We start from the raw sequence: 18,268 nt of genomic DNA, 5'->3' as shown, positions 1-18,268 counted from the left end.
GCAATGTCTTTACAAACAAAAAAATAAACAATGAATAACATCACTTGGGAACTCGCCCATCTGGCTCATGTTGAGCTTCTTACGCCAAAATTGGAAGAAAGTATTCGGTTTTTTACCGAAATACTCGGCATGTACATTACCGAAACTGATGGAGATTCGGCATACCTTCGGGCGTATGACGATTATGAACATCATTCGTTGAAACTAACTGCCCACAAACACAGCGGAATCGGGCATTTTGCGTGGAGAGCCAGAAGTCGAGAATCGCTCGAAAGTCGAGTAAAAGCCATTGAAACCACAGGTTTAGGCATTGGCTGGGTTGACCACGAATGTGGTTATGGAAAGGCCTATCGCTTCCGTTATCCAGATGGACATTTGTGCGAAATTTATTTCGATACCCATAAATATAAAGCCGAAGGTGATATGCAATCTGCTTTGAAAAATACCAATAGTAAGTATCCAGCACGTGGGGTAAATGTGCGTAGAATTGACCACTTGAACCTTTTGGCAAAAGACATTCGGGCATTTTCCGATTTTCAATTTGGTGTTTTGGGTGGCCGAAATACAGAAAGAATTGAATTTGAAGATGGCCCTAAAGGCGTTTGGGTTTCGGTCAATAATAAATCGTATGATTTGGCCATAACCGAAGACCACAGCGGTTTGAATGGTCGTTTACACCACCTCACATTTGCCACAAATAGCAGAGAAGAAATCCTGATTGCCGCTGATATTGCTCTCGAAAATGGTGTTTTTATAGAAACAGGCCCGCATAAACACGCTATTCAGCAAACGTTTTTCTTATATCTCTACGAACCAGGAGGCAATAGAATTGAAGTAGCCAATGCCTCAGCCCGACTTATTCTCGACCCAGATTACGAAACCGTAGTTTGGAACAAAGAAGAACGTATGAAAGGCCAAGCATGGGGACTAAAAACCGTAGAAAGTTTCCATACCAGAGGAAATCCAATGCCAGAAGAGTTGATTTAGAATTAAAAAAAATCCGTAAAATTCAGCGTTACGAAGTATCAGCGTCATCAGCGTGCCATTCATTGAACTCAGATTTGTAAAGATAAAAAAATAAAAGACATGAATAAATTATTAGTCATCTCTGCTCATTCAGCCGATTTTGTTTGGCGAAGCGGAGGCACAATCGCAAAAAGTGTTGAACAAGGAGCAGAAACCCTCGTGGTTTGCCTTTCTTTTGGAGAGCGTGGCGAATCAGGGGAACTTTGGAAAGAAGACCCTAATCGAAGCGAAGAAAGTGTAAAAATCATTCGTAAAGCACAAGCTCAACAAGCCGCCGATATTTTCGGAACACCCATTGTGTTTTTAGATTGGGGCGACTACCCGATGCTGATTTCTGACGAAAGAATTGCACAATTAACTAAAATTATTGGCGATTTTGAGCCAACCGTTATACTTACGCATACTGCCAAAGACCCATTCAACCCCGACCATCCGTTGGCATACCAAGCTACCGAACGGGCAAGATTGCTTTCGTGTGGAGCAGGAGTGGCCAGTGCATTCAAAAACATCGACCCGCCAGCGTGGTATTCGTTTGAGCCGCATCAACCCGAAATTTGCGATTTCAAACCCGATACTTTCGTTGATATTTCTTCGGTTTTCGATAAAAAGATTGCCGCCATGAATTGTATGGGAGCTCAGAAATATTTGGTAGAATACTACACCGAATTGGGCGGAAGAAGAGCTAACCACGCACGTAGAATTTCAGGTAAAAAAGAGGTGAAATTTGCCGAAGCATTCCAAAGCCATTTACCAAGAGTGACAAATTCGATATTTTAGTTATTCGCTACTGGTTATTTGTTATTGGAAAATTGGTTTTTCTGATAGCCCCTAACCAAATAAACCATTCATCAAACAATGTATAAAGAATTATCTAAATTCTCAGCCGCTACCATTTGCGAGGCTTTGGGGAATAAAGGATATTTACCTTCTGGCATCAAGCCAATTGCCAAAGAAATGAAAGTTTGTGGGCCTGCTTATACCATACAAACTATGCCACGGGATAATGTATTGTTGCACCGTGCCTACGCCTATGCTCAGGCGGGTGATGTTTTGATTGCCAATACTTCTGGATTTTATGAAGCTGGATATTGGGGAGATTTGATGAGCCTTGGAGCAAAAACAAAAGGTATAAATGGCTTAGTAATAGATGCTTGTGTGCGTGATGCCGATGATATTGAAGCAATGGGTTTTCCTGTTTTTTCGAGAGGTTTGTGTATTCGTGGTACTTCAAATCATGGTGATGGAACGCTCAACGAACCGATAATTATTGGCGATGTTTTGATAAATCCGGGGGATATTGTGGTAGGCGACCGTGATGGTGTGGTGGTAGTTCCACAAAATAGAATCGAAGAAACCATCGAAAAAGCAATGGCTCGTGAAGCTAAGGAAGAACGCACACGTGCCGAACTCAGAAAAGGCAGAGTCTCGATTGATATTTATGGTTGGAGAGAGAAATTTGGCTGGTAATTCATAAATAGAGAATGTGAAATGAATAATGAAAAATTAAAAATAGCTATTCTTGGTCTTGGTGAAGCAGGCTCTCATTTTGCCAATGATTTAACGAAATTGGGTGCTGAAGTGACTGCCTATGACCCCAATCCGATTAGAAAATTAGATAATTCAATTACAGTAAAGGATAGTAATGTCGAAGCTGTAAAAGACGCAGATATAATTTTCAGTGCAAATCTTTCATCGGTTTCGATACAAATTGCAGAAGAATTAGCGAATTTTTTGCAACCTCACCAGTTTTTCTGCGAAATGAATACTTCTGGGCCAGAAAAAAAGATAAAAATTGCTCAAGTCTTAAAGCCTTCGGGTGTCAAAGTAATTGATTTGGCAATTATGGCTCCCGTTCCACCCAAAGGAATGATGACACCTTTATTGGCTTCAGGTGAATTTGCTGATGAATTTTTTGAAAAAGTAAAACCTTTAAATCTCGACTTAAAGATTTTAGAAAATAGTCAAATTGGCGATGCTGCTACCCGAAAACTGCTTCGTTCGATTGTCTATAAAGGCATTGCTGCCGTAGTGTGCGAAGCGATGGAAGCAGGTGAAGCCTTTGGTATGGAAAGTTATATTAGAGGACAAATTAGTTCATTGATTGGTGGAAATGATGAGTTGATTGACCGTTTTGTGGAGGGAAGCCGTACTCATGCTATTCGTAGAATGCACGAAATGGAGGCAGTAATTGAAATGCTCGAAGCCAAAGGTATTGAGCCGATTGTAACCAAAGGCACGAGAAATAACTTAGAAAAATTAAGTGAACTAAAGTGAATTTTATGAAAATTCCATTTTACCAAATTCGTGGTGGTTCATCAAAAGGCTTATATTTCAAGGCAGATGATTTACCAAAAGATGAAGTCGAAAGAAACAAAATTTTACTTTTGGCGATGGAAGGCACAACCGAAGGCGACCCTCGACAAATTGACGGTTTGGGTGGTGCAACTTCTCTGACAAGTAAAGTAGCAATCATTAGTAAATCAGAAAATCCCAATGCGGGATGCCGCCCAGCCGATTTAGATTACCATTTTGTTCAAGTAGTAGTCGGTAAAGGTAAGGTTTCTACTACCCAAACCTGCGGAAATATTTTAGCAGGAATTGTGCATTTTGCTATCGAAACGGGTATGATTGAAGCTAAACACCCATCAACTTCTGCTAAAATAAATATTATGAATACTGGCGGCATTTGTGAAGTGGTTGTGCAAACACCTCATGGAATTATCGAAAATAAAGGCGATGCTAAAGTTGATGGCGTGGTTGGTACTGCCGCTCCGATTATTTGTAATTATTTAGATACTGTTGGCTCAACTTGTGGAGCATTACTTCCAACGGGTAATGCAACAGATATCATCGAAGGAATCGAAGCGACTTGTATTGATAACGGAATGCCTATCGTCATCATGCGAGCATCTGATTTTGGACTTGTGGGCAATGAAAGTAAAGAGGTTTTAGAAGCCAATGAGCCACTCCGACAAAAAATTGAGCAAATAAGACAAAAAGCTGGATATTTAATGAATTTGGGTGATGTAAAAGACCAAACAATTCCAAAGATGTGCTTAGTATCTCCACCCGAAAATGGCGGAGCCATTAATACCAGAATGTTCATTCCGCACGTTGTGCATGAAGCTATTGGGGTCTTGGCAGCGGTTTCGGTGGCCACAGCTTTTTTAATGTTAAATGATAAATGGTTAATGCTTGATGAAAACATATTTTTGGATAAAAATCATTCACCATTAACAATTCAACATTCAAGATTATCCATCGAGCATCCTTCGGGCGAATTTACTGTTAACCTAGAATATAAATTACCCATAAACAGTAACCTATCACCAACAAACAATATTCAAATTCTCAAATCAGGTGTTATTCGTACGGCTCGTATTTTAAGTAGGGGCGAGGTGTATATTCCTGACTGAAACCTCATTTATAGGTTGTTCTATTTATTCTATCTAAAAAAGTACCCCGAATGTCGATTGGTTTTTTTTGATTCATCTAATTCTATTACATTTATGAAAAATAACCAAATTGTTTTACCTAAATGAAGAAAAAAAATCTTATCAGTCTTTCTGTTGCCTTTGCATTTTTAGCACTATCTGTCACAGGTATTTTGTTGTATGTCAAGCAAAAAGCCCATGCCGTCGAAATAACCCACACTATTTTTGGGTTGATTTTCGTAGGTTTTGCTATTTTTCACATCATCAATAACTGGTCTTCGATTACGGGATATTCAAAAGAACGCAAGAGTGGAAAAATCCAAAAAGAATTAATCATTTCGGGAATTGCCTTCGTCGTAATTTTAGCAGCTGCCGCAACCGAATTATTAGAGCCAGTTGCCGAAGCAGGAAGAGTTTTTGCCGCAAAAAGACCACCAAAACCTGAGCAACTGACTTTTAACGAGGTAGTTACGAATAAAGAAACTCAAGGAACTCCGTTGAGCATCTTGATTCAGAAAAATAAAGAAACTGAGCTTCCAGTAGTGGCAGTTTGGGTCGAAGATTCTGCTCATAATTTTGTAGAGAACTTGTTTGTTCCTGCCAAAACTGCCGCAATGCCAGCGGATGAAGAAGAAGCCCGAGAAGGACATTTTGATATTGCCGATTTCAAAGCTGAAACGCTCAGTACTTGGTCGGGCAAAGCAAAAACTAAAACGCCAAATTTTGATAGAGAAACCCCTCATGATAATTTCGTATTGAAAACCAATACCTTAGCAAAAGGTCAGTTTTTTGTAATTCTTGAAGTAAAAAGCAAAGATAAAGTTGAGCTTTACGAGGCCGCAGTTAGTAAAGCAAATGGCGATGTATTTAAGCTAAAATCAAAAGACAATACTTTGATTAAGAGTGCTTTAGTTGAAATATAATCGATAAAAATATGAGAATTGAGACATAAGTGTTTTCTTGTGTCTCAATTCTTTTATTTAAACCCAAAGCCAGCTCATGTTCAGCGATACACTTTCGATTTTGGCCATTTTATGCCTGAATATTGTCATTTCAGAATGGCTTTGTCAGAAACCGTTTTTCCGACACGTCGGTACGGGACTGATGGTGATAATCCTGACAGCTATCGTTGCAAATCTGGGAATCATTCCAGCATCAACTCCTGCCACGCCTCTTTACGATGGTATTTTTGCTTATATTGCTCCACTTTCTATTTTCTTGATGTTGCTCAACGTCAATCTCAGTAGCCTCAAAAAAGCTGGAAAACCAATGCTCACGATGTTTCTGATTGGCTCATTTGCCACCATGATTGGTGCTTTGGTAGCTATGTGGTTGGTTAGTGGTAAATCTCAAATCGGTGAAATGTTTTACGCAATTGGGGGAATGTACACAGGTACATACATCGGTGGAAGTATCAATTTCAATGCCGTTGCTTTGCACTATGGTGTTTCTCAGCAAGGAAGTCTTTTTTCGGCCGCTACCGTTGCCGATAATATCATCACTGCTCTTTGGGTAATTGCCACACTGGCTTTGCCGCAGATTTTGAATAAGAAATTTCCGAGAAAAGCATTAATGGAAGTAACGGAAGAAACACAAGCCGAAACGCACCATTATACTTCCGATATTGAAAGTGTACGTCCATTTGATTTGGCATTTTTGATAGCAATCAGTTTGGTCGGAATTCGTCTTTCAACTTGGTTGAGTAGTCAGATTCCACAAGTTCCAACTATTTTGTGGCTAACAACTATTGCCTTGATTTTGGCACAAATCCCTGCTGTCAATCGTCTGAAAGGGCATAAATTGCTTGGTTTATTGGGCGTTTATTTGTTTTTGGCAGTAATCGGGGCGTATTGTGATGTGCCAGCATTGCTCAAAGATGGAGCTTTGGCTATTGTTTTATTGGTACTCGTTACTATTTTGGTTGCTGTTCATGGTCTCATCATTTATGGGCTTGGAGCATTATTCAAGCAAGACTGGGACATCGTTTCGATTGCCTCACAAGCCAATGTAGGTGGCTCTGCTTCGGCAATGGCACTTTCGAGAAGCCTTAATCGAACCGACCTTACATTGCCTGGAATTTTAGTTGGGGCTTTAGGAAATGCAACCGGAACTTATTGGGGAATATTAATTGCAGAAATATTGAGAAATTCGGGTTGGTTTTGAGTAAAAAACTTAGTCACTATCAGTAAAGTATATGGGTAGCGGAAAATCTACAAAATGCGTTTGTGATATTTCTCATTTCACACAATCAATGATTTTCCTTACTTTTGCCAAAAAATCTTCATCTTATGGAACAAACACTTCTTGATTCAATCCCGTCGCTTGATTTGGCGGACTTTACCTCTGGCGATGACGCTCGTAAAAATAAATTCGTTCAGGACCTCGGTGCTGCTTTTAATACTATTGGTTTTGTAGCTATAAAAAATCATGGACTTTCAGACGAGCTTCGTGAAAAACTCTATGCTGCGGTGCAGAAGTTTTTTTACCAACCCGACGAAAACAAAACCAAATATGAGTTTCCCGAACTACTTGGTCAGCGTGGGTATGTAGGAAAAGGCAAAGAAACCGCTAAAGGTTTTACAAAACCTGATTTGAAAGAATTTTATCACGTTGGTCAGCCAGTGGTTGAAGGAGATATGCCATCAAATATTTTCCCTGCTGAAGTACCCGAATTTGAGCAATATACAACCGAAGTTTATAAGACTTTTGAAAATACAGGAAAGACACTTTTGCGTGCCATTGCTTTGTATTTAGACCTTCCAGAAGATTTCTTCGAGGAAAAAGTACGTAATGGAGATAGTATTTTGCGTGCATTGCACTATTTTCCTATCGAAAATCCAGATGCTTTGCCCGAAGGTGCCGTACGTGCCGCTGCTCATGGCGATATTAATTTGATTACGCTTTTGATGGGGGCTTCGGCCGAAGGCTTGGAAGTGTTGCGTTTGGATGGAAAATGGATTGCCGTAACGGCATTGCCTGAGCAAATCATCATCAACGTTGGTGATATGCTCGACCGTCTGACCAATCATAAATTAAAATCAACCATTCACCGAGTGGTAAATCCACCACGTGAAAAAATGAAGACGTCACGCTTCTCAATTCCATTCTTTATGCACCCACGTGCAGATATGGATTTGACTTGCTTGGAATCTTGCATTGATGCCGAAAATCCACGCCGCTACGAAAACATGACGGCGGGCGAATTTTTGGCTGAGCGTTTGCGTGAATTAGGGTTTAAGAAATAAGAATTTAAAATTTCACCACTTAGGCACTAAGCACACTAAGTTACACTAAGCATTTTCTTGGTGTAGCTTAGTGTATCTTTTATTTCTTAAGTGGTAAAAACATTTTCCCCAAATATGGCTAAAACTCGTCAGATTCGTTATATCATTTTCTTGAAAGACGTACTGATACTTGCTCTCACCTGTTTTGGTGGTCCGCAAGTACACTTGACGATGTTTTTAGACAGACTCGTGAAAAAACACAATTACATCACCGAAGCCGAAATTCTCGAACTCCAAGCTCTGTGTCAAGTCTTACCAGGCCCAACTTCAACCCAAACCATCACGGCCATAGGTTTTCGATTGGGTGGTGCAAGTTTAGCCTATCTTACGCTTCTGGTTTGGATACTTCCAGGCACATTACTTATGACTTTGGCTGCTTTGGGAGTAACTTATGTAGAAAAAGACCAACTCACAAACCTCACTCGATTCATCAAACCGATGGGTGTGGCGTTTATTATTTTTGCTGCTTTTTCGATTGGAGTGAAAGTAATCAAAACCAAAACGAGTATTTTTTTGATGCTTTTGGCTGCCATTGCTGCTTTCGTATTCCCTTCACCGTACATTACACCAATCTGGATTTTGTTGGGAGGTTTAGCCACCTCATTTAAGTTTGGCGAGCAAGAAAAAATGGAAAAACAGCCAATCAAAGTCGAATGGTCGAATTTCTTTCTTTGGTTGGGTGTGTTTATGTTTTCGGTGGTTTTAGGTAAAATTACTAATAATTTACCCGTCAGACTTTTTGAAAATTTTTATCGAAATGGCAGTTTAGCTTTTGGGGGTGGACATATTTTGAAGCCACTTCTCTATAATGAATTTGTTGAGTTTAAGCATTATTTATCTCCTGATGAGTTTTTGTCGGGCGTTGCAATCGTAGAAGTTGCCCCGGGCCCTGTCTTTTCGATTTCGGCTTTTGTTGGAGCTTTATCTATGCGGGAGTGGGGGACGAGTGGCGAAGTTTTGGGAAGTATTGTTGCTTCAGTCGGCATTTTTCTACCTGGCACATTTCTCATCTTCTTTGTGATACGATTTTGGAATGAACTCAAAAAATATCGTGGAATCAGAGCTTCACTCGAAGGTATCAATGCCGCCAGTACTGGTCTGACAGCAGCAGCGGCCTTATCGCTTTACCGACCAATGGCCTTTGATTTAGTGGCTGATTTGACAATTGTTCTTACGCTTATTCTGCTACAAACCCGACTCGTTCCAACTTACATTATCATTTTTATCGGTTTGTTTTTGGGCTGGGTGATAATTTGAAAAGGTTTGATAAACAGCACAAATCACCATGACTTACTCATGCATCATTATCTTTAACAACAATTAACAATCTTTTCTTCACCCTCCTTTCAAAGATTTGCCGTAAATTGCGTTATAATTTGTGGAACAAATCTCTCGATTCGTTGGTAATATACCGCTATTTTAGCTTTTGAATATTTAGATGAACAAAAAACATATATTTATAACATTTTTATTGTCAATGGTTTATGGGTTTTCGTTTGCCCAAATCCTTGATGATTCTACCAAACAAGTTTACAGTACCAAGACCGTCAAATATATCCTCGAAGACGATATTTTAAATAACCGCAAGACTTTTTATAATCCAGACACCACGCTTACAAACTTCCATCTATTTGATTTTAATCTTCGTAGCGGACAACTTTATCAAGATTTAGGTAATCTTGGTACTGCCATAAAACCTCTGTTCTTTATTCCCACAACCGATATTGCTAAAAACTTGGGTTATTCGACTTACGGAGCTTATGCCTTTGATGTGCGAAAAACTACTTATTTTAATACAAAATCGCCTTATACGAATGTAAATTATGTGCAGTCGGGTGGAGGAACGGGCATCATGCACTTTACGCATTCTCAAAATATTAAACCTCGACTCAACGCCACACTTGATGTAAGACGCTTATCTTCTTCTAAGCAATATGGAGCTCCACAAACCCGAGAAGAACGATTGGTTGATAGTTGGGCGGTGATGCTACATTCAAATTATGAGTCGAAAAACGGCAAGTATATTATTCTTGGTAGTTATAATCACTTTAATCATGCTCCGCTCGAACAAGGCGGCATCAAACCATTATCCGATACAAGTACTTTTGTGGCAGAAAGTAGTTTAGGAAATTACCGAGATTTCCTGTCGAAGCTTACTGGGGCAACTTCACGAGATTGGCGAAATGAATTACACGTTTATCATCAGTATAAACTCACGAATGGTTTTCAGGTTTATCATATTTTAGATTATCAGAAACGCCGAGATTTATATACTGATGTGAAATTTGGAGCTGATTCATCTGATAAAGCAGGATTTTATCAGGTTATTCCGAAGAGTGTTAAGGATACCCTTTCGATGGATTTACGCTATAATCTACTCGAAAATAAGTTCGGAATTAAAGGTATCTATAAAGGTTTTGCTTATCGATTATATTTACGTCAGCGTTTTTACAAGATGAGGTCTGATTCGGGCAATTATTTGCCAGATAAGTTAAATGCCGAAACCCTCGTGGGCGGATGGGCAAATTATTTCTTTCCTGATAGCGTCAGAAGAGTATATGCAGAAGCTGAACTTGGTGCGGTTAATACGTTAGGAAATCTGAGACTTCAAGCTGAATATTTAAGCCCCCGAATAAAGGCGGGAGTTTCGATTTTGAGAGTGCCACCCAATATCTTAGATGAGAAGTTTACAAGTATTGCCTACGATTGGAACAAAACGCTCGCAAAAACCTTTACAACTAACCTTTATGCTTCTACAAGTTTGCAAAAGGGCAATTTTGTACTTTCTCCAAGTGCTTATAATTCACTTATTACCAACTTTATTTATTACGACACAAAGGCTCAAGTAAGACAGGATTCATCAGCAATCAATGTTTTTAGAGTAGGCCTTGGCGTAGAGTATCGTTGGAAAAGATTATTGATTGCCAATCAATCATATTACACAGCTAATACAGCCGAAAACCGACTCCCAACACCAAAATTTGCTAATAATACAACGATTTCTTACGAATTTATTTACGCAAAAGTGCTGCGTATCAATGCAGGCGTTGAAATATATTATCGTTCGGCTTATTTTGCCAATAATTTTATGCCACTTACTCGTCAGTTCTTTTTGCAAGACCAGCAAAAAGTTTGGGGAACTCCAGTAGCTGATGTTTTTGCTGATTTGAAAATCAATAAGGTTAGACTTTTCTTTAAATTTGCTCATGTCAATCAAGGTTTTCCAAGTAATGGATATTACGTAAGTTCAACTTATCCAGGTTTGAGACGTACTTTCTTTTTGGGAGTGAATTGGCCACTTTTTGATTAGGATTTTAACCATTGCATTAACGGTACAAAAACTAAAAAAGCTAAGTGTAGCTTAGTGTTCCTTTGTTTCTTAGTGGTGAAAAAATGAAAAATACACTTATATTTCTTCTAACTTCTCTTACTCTCTCCTGCAATTCTGAAAAAAAGTCAGAACAAACCTCTTTTGATTTCTCTCCAACTATAAAAATCTTAAAAGAAGCTCCCAAAAACTTTCCGAAGCAAGAAATACCTAAAGATTTAGTCATTCCCGCAGGAATGGTTTATGTGCCAGGCGGATATACACAAATCGGTACAACTGATGGAATGGATTTTGAAAGGCCCATGTTTTGGGCAGAGGTAAAACCATTTTTTATGGATATTTCGCCCGTAACTGTAGCTCAGTTTCGTGAATTTATAAAAGCAACCAACTATAAAACCTACGCCGAAAACTTTGGTGATGGAGGTTTTTTTGATAAAGATACTAAAGGTTGGACGCTGAAAAAAGGAGCTAACTGGGAATATCCCCTCGGAAAAGGCCAACCTAAAGCACCTGATAATCATCCAGTTACGCAAGTTTCTTGGTATGATGCCGCTGCATACGCAAAATGGGCTGGCAAAAGACTACCTTCAGAGATAGAATGGGAACACGCCGCCCGAAATGCCAAAAACGACCGAACAATTTACCCATTTGGCAATGATATCACTAAAGAAGGTAAACCACTTGCCAATACTTGGAATGGCGTTTTTCCTGATTTTAATAAAAATACCGATGGCTTTTTCTACACTTCGCCCGTTGGACATTTTGGAAAAACGCCACTTGGCCTGACAGATATGACAGGAAATGTATGGCAATGGTGCGATAACTGGAAAATCAACTATGCCGATATTGCCAACGGAATAATGCCAACCGATACGCTTGAAAAAGTAGAAAGAGGTGGCTCATTTTTATGCGAGCCAGGTTGGTGTCATGGGTATCGAGTTTCGGGACGCTCTTTTACTTCGCCCGAAACTTCGTTAATGCACGTAGGTTTTCGATGTGTGAAATAGCCTACAAACTAAAATGTGGGTTGTAAATAATACCAAAAACATTATCCCAAGGGTCTTTTACTGCTGCCACAATTATTCCTCCGCCAACTTCGGTAGGAGCTTCAAAAGTTGTAGCCCCTGCTACCAGTAATTCATTGTACTTTTCTTCAACGTTTTCAACGCCCCAATACGTAATTACTCCATCAGCTTTTGCATCATTTTTTTCATCGGGTTGTAGGCCGAGTTCGTAGCCAGCTACATTATAACCCACATAAAAAGGCTCGTCGAAATAAGGCTCGAAGCCTAAAATATTGCTATACCAATTTTTTGCTTCAGTAATATCCGAAACTCTGTAGATAGTGGTGCGTAATCCTAAAAAGGGCTTTTTCATACTATTATGGTAGGTTAAATAGAGATTATGTTACAAACTTATCATTTTTTACTAAAACATAAATCGCTTTCGTGTGTTTTTCTTATATAAAATTCGGCTTCATTTTTGCATTATCGCTTATAAGGTCGGATATTTGCAAAAAAAGACCACTATTGGATGTCTGCTGAATTAGTCATTTTAATCAATATATTGTTTTATTTATTCGGTTTTTCGTTTTTGTTGTACAAACGAAATCAACTGAGTGAACAATCCATTGGTTTACTTTCCATACTTATTAATTTTATTGGCGTACTTTTCTCGATGGGTATTCGCTTGAGTGATATTTCGGGTGATGTTATCTCGTACAATTGGTTTTATATCAGCGATAAACTCTTTACGATTGATATTCTGCTCAATGACCTCACGTATTTGATGTACTTTTTGGTGCAATTTATAGCACTTTGGGTACAGGTCTTTTCTCTCAAATACATGCAAGGCGACCCAAGCTTTGGTCGATATTATGCCTATCTCAATCTTTTCATTTTAGCCATGATTGGCATTGTGATTTCGGGGAATCTCTTGATGATTTTCATGTTTTGGGAATTGGTGGGGCTGTGTTCGTATTTGTTGGTTGGGTTTTGGTATGAGAAAAAATCAGCGACCAATGCCGCTATGAAGGCATTTTTGGTGAACAGAATTGGAGATATCGGCTTTTTTATCGGGATATTGTTGGTTTACAGATATTTTGGTACGCTCGATGTAACAACAATCGTCGATAAAGCACAGGTAATGTCGGCTGCCTCATTAAATAGCCCGATAATTACAACCATTGGCTTATTGCTTTTTTGTGGATGTGTCGCCAAATCTGCTCAGTTACCTTTGCAAGTATGGCTACCCGATGCCATGGAAGGCCCAACGCCAGTTTCGGCATTGATTCACGCTGCTACGATGGTTGCTGCAGGTATTTTTCTAATGGCCAGAATCGAACCAATTCTATCTCCAGATACACTTATCGTGATGGCCGTTGTGGGTATGCTCACCATGTTTTTCGGGGCATGTTCGGCACTTGTTCAATACGATATTAAAAAACTCTTGGCCTTTTCTACCATTTCTCAATTAGGTTTAATGGTAGTCGGCATCGGAGTTGGAGCGGTCAATACGGCACTTTTTCACTTGGTTACGCACGCATTTTTCAAAGCAGGTTTGTTTTTGTCGGCAGGTGCAGTTATTCATCACATGCACCATGAGCAAGATATGCGTAAAATGGGTAACCTCCGCCGAGAAATTCCTATCATTTATTATACTTACACGATTTGTGCCGCAGCATTGGCAGGGATTCCGTTTTTCTCTGGATTTCTATCAAAAGATGCCATTGTAGTGGCTGCCTTTGAGTGGGCATCACGCCAACCCAAGCAAGCATACTTTATAATCCCTGCGGTGTGTTTAGTGGTATCAGGTATGAGTGCTTACTACATGATGCGACAAGTATTTTTGGTGTTTTTAGAACGAGAAGATAATCCACTCGAACTGATTTCATCAAGTGCAAAAAGTTTTTATAAAAATGTGGCGAAACGTATTGAAGGAATTGTGAATGTGGAAGATGATGAAGAACGCCAACAAGCCGAGCTTAGACACGCACAAGAAGGTGACCTACTTGATTTCTTATCGAAAATTGGCCCAATGGAGCTTTCATCAATAGTTATGGCTATCGCTTCCATCGGGTTTGTATTTGCTTTGAATCCTTTTTCGGCCGAAAGCAGTTGGTTTTTTCATACTTTCCATCATGAAGCCACAAGTTATCAATGGGTAGCATACATTGCTATTTTGGTGGCACTTAATGGCGTACTTTTAGGCTATATTTTTACGAAAGAAGAAAGCTATCGAATTGATAATGAGGAGCTTGAGCCAAGGGGAATGATTGCCAAGTTTATATTCAAAAACTTTTATTTGAGTGAGTTGTACCAAACTATATTCGTAAAACCATTGCTTTGGATAAGCCCCAAAATCAATCTTTTTGATAGAAAGATAATTGATGGAGCAGTAAATTCGGTTGGTAGTCTGACAATCGCTTGGGCTTCATTGAGTCATTGGTTGGAAAGAAATATCATTGATAGTTTTGTGGGTTTGGTTGCCAACACAACGGCAAAAATTGGCTCATATACTCGTCAGATTCAGAATGGTAAAGCCCAAACATATATCATTACGATTTTTGTTTGTTTGGTTTTGATGATGATTCTTTTGCTTTTTTAGTCCACTGACAATAGTCAATAGACCATAGAGCAAGTCTCTGTCATTGTCTGACAAAATTATCTTATAAAAAAACTGTCGTCCATCGACTATGGACAGTCGTCTAATAAAAACATGAATAATTTTTTACTTTCAACACTCATTTTTCTGCCACTTGCTGGTTCGGTAATGGTGTTGTTATTGCCAAGCACTTACCGAGATTCATTTCGATGGATTTCGCTGATAGTGAGTGTCATTAATTTGCTCAATATTTTTACGCTCTACAATAATTTTGATAGACAATTGTCTGATTATCAATTTGTTGAGCAGCACGAATGGATTCGTATGAGTCTCGGAAACCTCGGTGTGCTTTCGATTGATTACCTTTTGGGAGTCGATGGAATCAATATGCCAATGGTTTTACTTTCGGGAATTGTCTTGCTCATTGGTTCGATTGCTTCATTTACTATTGAATACCGCCAAAAAGCCTATCATTCGCTTTATTTATTACTTTCGGGAAGTATTATCGGTTGTTTTGCCGCCCTTGATTTCTTCTTATTCTTTTTATTTTTCGAGTTTATGTTGCTTCCAATGTATTTCCTAATCGGAATTTGGGGAGGTGAACGTCGAGAATATGCTGCCATAAAGTTCTTTATTTACACATTGGTTGGCTCAATTTTCATTCTTATTGTGATGATTGGACTGTCGATGTCGGTGCAAGATTCGTTTTTCTCGCAAGAAATGGGCGGAACTGTACATACCTTTGACTTTCGTCAACTGGTAGATTTCAAAAACTACATTCCGCATAGTATTTTGCACCCAGTTGAGAAGCAAATGATTTTTGGAATGCCCGCCAGACTTTTTGCCTTTGTTTTGTTGATTGTAGGTTTCGGTATAAAACTACCGTCAGTACCATTTCATACGTGGCTGCCCGATGCTCACGTCGAAGCTCCAACGCCTGTTTCGGTGGTTTTAGCAGGTATTTTATTGAAAGTAGGGGCGTATGGTTTCATTCGTATTGCTTATGGATTTTTCCCCGATATTGCTTATCAGTTTACTTATATAGTAGCGGGGGCGGGTGTCATTTCAATTATTTATGGTGCTTATAATGCCCTTGCTCAAGAGGATTTGAAGAAAATGATTGCCTATTCGTCAATTTCCCACATGGGATTTGTGCTTTTAGGTTTGGCTTCAATGACCGTTGAGGGTGTAAATGGAGCAATCTATCAGATGTTTGGTCATGGATTGGTCTCGGCAATGTTGTTTTTGGTGGCTGGAGTTATCTACGACCGAACACATAACCGACTCATCGAAAATTTCAGAGGTTTGTCAAGTGCCATGCCGTATTTCACATTGGCAGTTACGGTGGCGTTTTTTGGAGCTTTAGGTTTGCCGACTTTACCGGGGTTCATGGGAGAATTCTTCACAATCATGGGTGGTTTTCAGTCAGAAATTTTACCAGATTGGGTTTCGATGCTTGCTATGCTTGGAATTGTACTTTCGGCCGGTTACTTCCTCTGGACATTACAAAAAATGTTTTTCGGAACATTTTGGGCGAATCGCAATCAGGAAGAAAATATGAAAGACCTTGATTTCCGTGAAATAGTTATGCTTTATTCGCTCGCGGCCCTATCGATTATTTTTGGAATTTTCCCAAGTCTCATATTTGATATTTCAGGTGAATCAGTGAAGGCCTTTTTAAATGGGTTTTAGATTTTGTGGTTAGCTATTAGCATTCGGCTGCTTCGGTGGTTCGATTTTTAGCTACTTTATTTACTCAGGTTTAGCAGACATGTTCAAAATACGATTAACATGTTTAACCACAATAGTCACAATGGATTTCCACAATGGACACAAGTTTCAGTAAAATATGTCTTGTGTCAATCGTGTCTCCGTAGTGTCTTTTGTGGTAAATTTTATTGTTTCTGCGTAACATGAGTTATTCACTTAATTTTAACTGGTATTTCGCAAAAGCTAAATGCCAATAGCCAATATTCAATGCTCGAAAAATTATCACATATTCTCTTTAGTTCACGTGTGCTATTGCCCGACTTACTCTTCGGAGTAGTGTTTTTGGTGATAGTAGCCGCTATTGCTTTTTCTCAAAAATTAGATGTCGAACGCACCTACGTATTGTTTAATGTGCTAATAATCAGTGTATTAATTAGTGTTGGTTTTGTGTTTTATGCCTTTTTTGGATTTTATAAACAATATTTCGAGTCGGGAAGTGTACTTTTTGGGCAACTGATTTATTTAGATTCCGTCAGTTTATTCTTCAAACTTATTATTTCTATTGCATCGGTAGCGGTTTTGATTCATGTTTGGGTGGTGGGCTATAAAGTAGTAGGGGAGTTCTACGCTATTTTTATGGCTTTGGTTTGGGGATTGTTTATCATGACCATGACCACCAACTGGCTCATGCTTTATGTTTCGCTCGAAATGGTTTCTATTTGCTCATATATTTTAGTTGTTTTCAATAAAGGAAAAAACAATAGCGAAGCTGGTATCAAATACCTTTTATTCGGAGCAACGAGTTCGGCAATTATGCTTTATGGCATTTCGCTGCTCTATGGCATGACAGGTACACTCAACTTTGTTGGACAAGAATTTGCAACATTTTTAGGTCAAAATCCTACTTGGATTGCCCAAATTGCCATTTTTATGACAATTGGTGGATTACTTTTTAAGCTTTCGGCTGTTCCATTTCATAGCTGGACACCCGATGTTTACGAAGCCACTCCAACACCTATCGTAGCATTTCTTTCAATTGCTCCAAAAGCAGCCGTTGTGTTGGTTTTGATTCGTCTTTTCTCTTCATTGAGTATTGATTTCCGTATGATAATGGCTATCATAATCATGGCATCTATCACGATTGGAAATTTATCGGCTTTATGGCAAACCAATACTAAACGAATGCTCGGCTATTCAACGATTGCTCATGCGGGCTTTATGCTGGTGGGTTTGTTGGCAACTAATACGATTGGTGTTCAATCAACAATTTTTTATATAGCTACCTATCTTTTTATTACACTTGCAGCCTTTTTACTGATAGATTTATTGGCCTTAAAAACTGAAAGCTACGAACTCGAAAGTCTGCGAGGGTTGGGACAGGAAAATATATTTCTGGGCTTGGCGGCTGTAATAATTATGATTGCTTTGGTTGGTTTACCTCCAACCGTAGGTTTTACAGGTAAATTACTCCTCTTCACTGCCTTGTGGGAATCGTACCAAACATCGGGTAGCAATATGTTATTAATTGTCTTGATTTTTGGCTTATTGAACACAGCTATTTCGATATTTTATTATATCAAGATTCCATATTTTATGATTTTCAAAGAACCTAAAATTGGAGTTCGCTACTATCAAATTGGCTTTATTCGTAAAGGCTTCTTGTTGATATTTCTGTTTTTTATCGTCTATTTATTTATGCGTCCGAGCGGGCTAATTAATCTAATTGAGAGCTTGAAATTGGTTTAAATTAGCCTTTTTCAAAGAAAATATTTTCTTAATTTTAGATAATATCAAACTTCCCAAAATCGACTTAACATTCTCTTAAAACAAATAGAACTTTTTCTTTGCAAGGCACGTATATTCTTTAGAACTTTGCATAACCA

Annotated in this window: 15 protein-coding genes; 14 read left to right on the top strand and 1 reads right to left on the bottom strand. The window is 38.9% G+C overall.

Going from position 1 to position 18,268, the window contains the following annotated elements; genetic code table 11:
* The first annotated feature begins 30 nt into the window (after nucleotides 1-30).
* The 11 genes from ACOVO2_RS24865 (at nucleotide 31) to ACOVO2_RS24815 (ending at nucleotide 12,079) form a co-directional block, all read left to right on the top strand.
* Entirely contained in the window at nucleotides 31-987 is a 957-nt protein-coding gene (locus tag ACOVO2_RS24865) for a VOC family protein (RefSeq protein ID WP_421772570.1), read from the top strand.
* A 99-nt stretch (nucleotides 988-1,086) separates the two neighbouring features.
* On the top strand, nucleotides 1,087-1,803 hold the full coding sequence (locus ACOVO2_RS24860) for a PIG-L deacetylase family protein (RefSeq protein WP_421772569.1): 717 nt from the start codon (nucleotides 1,087-1,089) through the stop codon (nucleotides 1,801-1,803).
* A 78-nt stretch (nucleotides 1,804-1,881) separates the two neighbouring features.
* The gene (locus tag ACOVO2_RS24855) at nucleotides 1,882-2,493 is read left to right on the top strand and encodes a 4-carboxy-4-hydroxy-2-oxoadipate aldolase/oxaloacetate decarboxylase (protein WP_421772568.1); all 612 of its coding nucleotides are present in this window, start codon (nucleotides 1,882-1,884) and stop codon (nucleotides 2,491-2,493) included.
* Between the two features lie 21 nt (nucleotides 2,494-2,514).
* The gene (locus tag ACOVO2_RS24850) at nucleotides 2,515-3,300 is read left to right on the top strand and encodes a DUF1932 domain-containing protein (RefSeq protein WP_421772567.1); all 786 of its coding nucleotides are present in this window, start codon (nucleotides 2,515-2,517) and stop codon (nucleotides 3,298-3,300) included.
* A gap of 5 nt (nucleotides 3,301-3,305) precedes the next feature.
* Nucleotides 3,306-4,442 carry a PrpF domain-containing protein gene (locus ACOVO2_RS24845; protein ID WP_421772566.1) on the top strand — a complete coding sequence of 379 codons (1,137 nt, stop codon included), beginning with the start codon at nucleotides 3,306-3,308 and terminating at the stop codon, nucleotides 4,440-4,442.
* Between the two features lie 122 nt (nucleotides 4,443-4,564).
* Entirely contained in the window at nucleotides 4,565-5,383 is an 819-nt protein-coding gene (locus tag ACOVO2_RS24840; RefSeq protein ID WP_421772565.1) for a DUF4405 domain-containing protein, read from the top strand.
* Between the two features lie 76 nt (nucleotides 5,384-5,459).
* The gene (locus tag ACOVO2_RS24835) at nucleotides 5,460-6,623 is read left to right on the top strand and encodes a DUF819 domain-containing protein (RefSeq protein WP_421772564.1); all 1,164 of its coding nucleotides are present in this window, start codon (nucleotides 5,460-5,462) and stop codon (nucleotides 6,621-6,623) included.
* A gap of 125 nt (nucleotides 6,624-6,748) precedes the next feature.
* Nucleotides 6,749-7,705: an isopenicillin N synthase family dioxygenase gene (locus tag ACOVO2_RS24830; protein WP_421772563.1), complete on the top strand. Its 957-nt coding sequence runs from the start codon at nucleotides 6,749-6,751 to the stop codon at nucleotides 7,703-7,705.
* 114 nt (nucleotides 7,706-7,819) lie between these two features.
* Nucleotides 7,820-9,001: a chromate efflux transporter gene (gene chrA, locus ACOVO2_RS24825; protein WP_421772562.1), complete on the top strand. Its 1,182-nt coding sequence runs from the start codon at nucleotides 7,820-7,822 to the stop codon at nucleotides 8,999-9,001.
* Between the two features lie 181 nt (nucleotides 9,002-9,182).
* Nucleotides 9,183-11,054, top strand: a complete 1,872-nt coding sequence (locus ACOVO2_RS24820; protein WP_421772561.1) for a putative porin — start codon at nucleotides 9,183-9,185, stop codon at nucleotides 11,052-11,054.
* An 83-nt stretch (nucleotides 11,055-11,137) separates the two neighbouring features.
* A complete protein-coding gene (locus tag ACOVO2_RS24815) occupies nucleotides 11,138-12,079 on the top strand; it encodes a formylglycine-generating enzyme family protein (RefSeq protein ID WP_421772560.1) in 942 nt (313 codons plus the stop codon).
* A gap of 1 nt (nucleotide 12,080) precedes the next feature.
* Here ACOVO2_RS24815 and ACOVO2_RS24810 read toward each other — a convergent pair whose 3' ends face one another.
* Nucleotides 12,081-12,449: a VOC family protein gene (locus tag ACOVO2_RS24810; protein WP_421772559.1), complete on the bottom strand. Its 369-nt coding sequence runs from the start codon at nucleotides 12,447-12,449 to the stop codon at nucleotides 12,081-12,083.
* Nucleotides 12,450-12,605: 156 nt separating this feature from the next.
* Between ACOVO2_RS24810 and nuoL the strand changes: the two genes are divergently transcribed.
* From nuoL to ACOVO2_RS24795, 3 genes are all read left to right on the top strand, one after another.
* Nucleotides 12,606-14,678: an NADH-quinone oxidoreductase subunit L gene (gene nuoL, locus ACOVO2_RS24805; RefSeq protein ID WP_421772558.1), complete on the top strand. Its 2,073-nt coding sequence runs from the start codon at nucleotides 12,606-12,608 to the stop codon at nucleotides 14,676-14,678.
* Between the two features lie 111 nt (nucleotides 14,679-14,789).
* On the top strand, nucleotides 14,790-16,367 hold the full coding sequence (locus ACOVO2_RS24800) for a complex I subunit 4 family protein (RefSeq protein ID WP_421772557.1): 1,578 nt from the start codon (nucleotides 14,790-14,792) through the stop codon (nucleotides 16,365-16,367).
* A gap of 285 nt (nucleotides 16,368-16,652) precedes the next feature.
* Nucleotides 16,653-18,131: an NADH-quinone oxidoreductase subunit N gene (locus ACOVO2_RS24795; protein WP_421772556.1), complete on the top strand. Its 1,479-nt coding sequence runs from the start codon at nucleotides 16,653-16,655 to the stop codon at nucleotides 18,129-18,131.
* Nucleotides 18,132-18,268 lie beyond the last annotated feature (137 nt).

The organism is Emticicia sp., assembly GCF_049241225.1.
Taxonomy (GTDB): domain Bacteria; phylum Bacteroidota; class Bacteroidia; order Cytophagales; family Spirosomataceae; genus Emticicia.
Note: the sequence above shows the minus strand (reverse complement) of the source record. Positions and strands in the feature narration are given on the sequence as shown.

Coding starts and splice junctions, on each gene's coding strand:
- ACOVO2_RS24865 (WP_421772570.1), top strand. CDS start 31: ATGAATAACATCACTTGGGAACTCGCCCATCTGGCTCATGTTGAGCTT.
- ACOVO2_RS24860 (WP_421772569.1), top strand. CDS start 1,087: ATGAATAAATTATTAGTCATCTCTGCTCATTCAGCCGATTTTGTTTGG.
- ACOVO2_RS24855 (WP_421772568.1), top strand. CDS start 1,882: ATGTATAAAGAATTATCTAAATTCTCAGCCGCTACCATTTGCGAGGCT.
- ACOVO2_RS24850 (WP_421772567.1), top strand. CDS start 2,515: ATGAATAATGAAAAATTAAAAATAGCTATTCTTGGTCTTGGTGAAGCA.
- ACOVO2_RS24845 (WP_421772566.1), top strand. CDS start 3,306: ATGAAAATTCCATTTTACCAAATTCGTGGTGGTTCATCAAAAGGCTTA.
- ACOVO2_RS24840 (WP_421772565.1), top strand. CDS start 4,565: ATGAAGAAAAAAAATCTTATCAGTCTTTCTGTTGCCTTTGCATTTTTA.
- ACOVO2_RS24835 (WP_421772564.1), top strand. CDS start 5,460: ATGTTCAGCGATACACTTTCGATTTTGGCCATTTTATGCCTGAATATT.
- ACOVO2_RS24830 (WP_421772563.1), top strand. CDS start 6,749: ATGGAACAAACACTTCTTGATTCAATCCCGTCGCTTGATTTGGCGGAC.
- chrA (WP_421772562.1), top strand. CDS start 7,820: ATGGCTAAAACTCGTCAGATTCGTTATATCATTTTCTTGAAAGACGTA.
- ACOVO2_RS24820 (WP_421772561.1), top strand. CDS start 9,183: ATGAACAAAAAACATATATTTATAACATTTTTATTGTCAATGGTTTAT.
- ACOVO2_RS24815 (WP_421772560.1), top strand. CDS start 11,138: ATGAAAAATACACTTATATTTCTTCTAACTTCTCTTACTCTCTCCTGC.
- ACOVO2_RS24810 (WP_421772559.1), bottom strand. CDS start 12,449: ATGAAAAAGCCCTTTTTAGGATTACGCACCACTATCTACAGAGTTTCG.
- nuoL (WP_421772558.1), top strand. CDS start 12,606: ATGTCTGCTGAATTAGTCATTTTAATCAATATATTGTTTTATTTATTC.
- ACOVO2_RS24800 (WP_421772557.1), top strand. CDS start 14,790: ATGAATAATTTTTTACTTTCAACACTCATTTTTCTGCCACTTGCTGGT.
- ACOVO2_RS24795 (WP_421772556.1), top strand. CDS start 16,653: ATGCTCGAAAAATTATCACATATTCTCTTTAGTTCACGTGTGCTATTG.